This is a genomic window from Mesorhizobium sp. M7A.F.Ca.CA.001.10.2.1 (assembly GCF_003998575.1).
GTDB lineage: Bacteria > Pseudomonadota > Alphaproteobacteria > Rhizobiales > Rhizobiaceae > Mesorhizobium.
In genome coordinates this window covers 1-1,952 of record NZ_RZQY01000883.1, presented here as the reverse complement: position 1 = coordinate 1,952, position 1,952 = coordinate 1, and the positions used below count along the sequence as shown (strand labels likewise).

The window sequence follows — 1,952 nt, the reverse complement described above, 5'->3', positions numbered from 1 at the left end:
CGGCGAGCCTGAACCCTTGCGCGCCTTGTAGGAGGCGAGCGCCTGCTCAAAGCCGGGCAGCGGCCTGCCGTCGCTCGGCACATGCAGCGTCTTGCCATTGGGGAACAGGCTGACCAGTTCCTGCCGGCTGATACCGGGCCAATGGCGCACATTGCCGATATCCATGTGGACGAACGGCGAACCGGATGACGGATAGTAGCCGACGCCGCCGCCCTGCATCTTGAGACCGATGTTGCGCAGCTTCTTAAGCGGCACGCCGGGAATATAGAAATCCATCGCCTTGCCGAGCATGTGCTGGCTCTTCTCGGCGACGCCCCTGCTGCGGCCGCGCAGCATCGAGTTCGTCGACGGCGAGCGATAGCCGCAGATGACCTGGATGTAGTCCGTGGCGCCGGCTTCCCGATACGCTTCCCAGACCAGATCCAGCAGGCGCGGATCCATCTTGGTCGGCTCGTTGCGACGCCAGTCGCGCAAAATGATGTTGATCTTCCTGAGACCCTCGGGAACGTAGCGGCCGTTGCGCTTGTAGACGATCTCGGCCTTCTCGTGGGTGTGGAGATGATAAAGCTTCAGCGACCGTGTTTCGGCGCTGGCTCCGCTCGCAGCCGCGGCAACAAAACCAAAAGCGACAACCAACACTGCCAGCCACTTCGGCCAGATGCTCAAATGATGGTGCCGCCTGTTTGTGTGTCGTTCGATTCTGTTCAAATCAAAAGGCCTTGCAGGCTGCCGTTTGTCCCCGGATTTGTCCAAACGGATGTGGCATTAGCACACCCGAATATCGATCCTAATGGTTAATCATCGCTTATTGAAGCCGAAATGCGGTAACACCGTGGCGATATCCCGTCAAAAATTGTTCACAAGGTTTCTTGGTAAACCGCTGGTTTAGATCAGATTTCCGCCTTCGGCCCGAACACGATCTGTTACCGTTAGCTTTAATGCGTGAACAGAGCTGTCCATGACACAGCCACAATGCCGCCGAAACGGCGATACAAGGCCTGCTGTGGCATTGCAAGCTGGCGTCGGCCTTGTGGCAAGCCGGATTCCGAAGCTCAGCCCGGCATCGCCCTTAGGAGGCGAGCCGGTCTACGCGGCCCGTCTCCGGATCGATGCCGTGTTCCTTGAGCTTGCGATAGAGCGTCGAGCGACCGATCCCGAGTCGGCGGGCGACTTCGCTCATCTGTCCGTTGTAGTGATCGATGGCAAGCTTGATCATCTCGAGTTCGACATCGGCCAGTGCCCGCACATTGCCGCGCTCGTCGAGCGCCCGCAACGTGCCGAAGCGAGGCTGCAGCCTTGCCGGCGGATCGAACGCGATTGCTGGGCCGCCCTCGCCGGGCAAGGCTTCGTCATCGCGCTCCTGCAAAGACTGGGAGGGCGCCGGCGCATCGCCGTCCATATCCAGGTTGACGGTGCCTTCCACTTGCGCCCGTATCTGCGGGAAGTCCTCGGCGGAAAGCACATCGCCTTCGCAAAGCACCGAGGCCCGGAAGACGGCATTTTCGAGCTGCCGGATGTTTCCAGGCCAGTCATAGGCCTGCAGCACGGCGAGCGCTGCCGCCGAAATACCCTGCAGGCGACGGTGCGGGTCGGCCGGCGCCACCTTCTCCATGAAATGGGTGACCAGATAGGGGATGTCGTCGCGGCGGTCGCGCAGCGGCGGCACGAAGATCGGGTAGACGTTCAGCCGATAGAACAGATCCTCGCGGAACTTGCCGTCCTTGACCTGCTGCAGGAGGTTGCGGTGCGTCGCCGAAATCAGCCTGATGTCGACCCTGACGGTCGAGCGCCCACCCACCGGATCGACCTCGCCGTCCTGGACCGCGCGTAACAGCTTGACTTGCACGTCGAGCGGCAGGTCGCCGATCTCGTCGAGGAACAGTGTGCCCGAATGCGCTTCGACGAACTTGCCCGTGTGCTTGTCGGTGGCGCCGGTGAACGAGCCCTTCTCA

Annotated in this window: 2 protein-coding genes; both read right to left on the bottom strand. The window is 61.3% G+C overall.

The genetic code is table 11. The features are described from left to right. A partial coding sequence (locus EN964_RS33030) for a DUF882 domain-containing protein (RefSeq protein WP_127277332.1) occupies positions 1-666 on the bottom strand: 666 nt, incomplete at its 3' end. Between the two features lie 403 nt (positions 667-1,069). After that, on the bottom strand, positions 1,070-1,952 hold an 883-nt coding region (locus tag EN964_RS33025), incomplete at its 5' end, for a sigma 54-interacting transcriptional regulator (protein ID WP_164776271.1).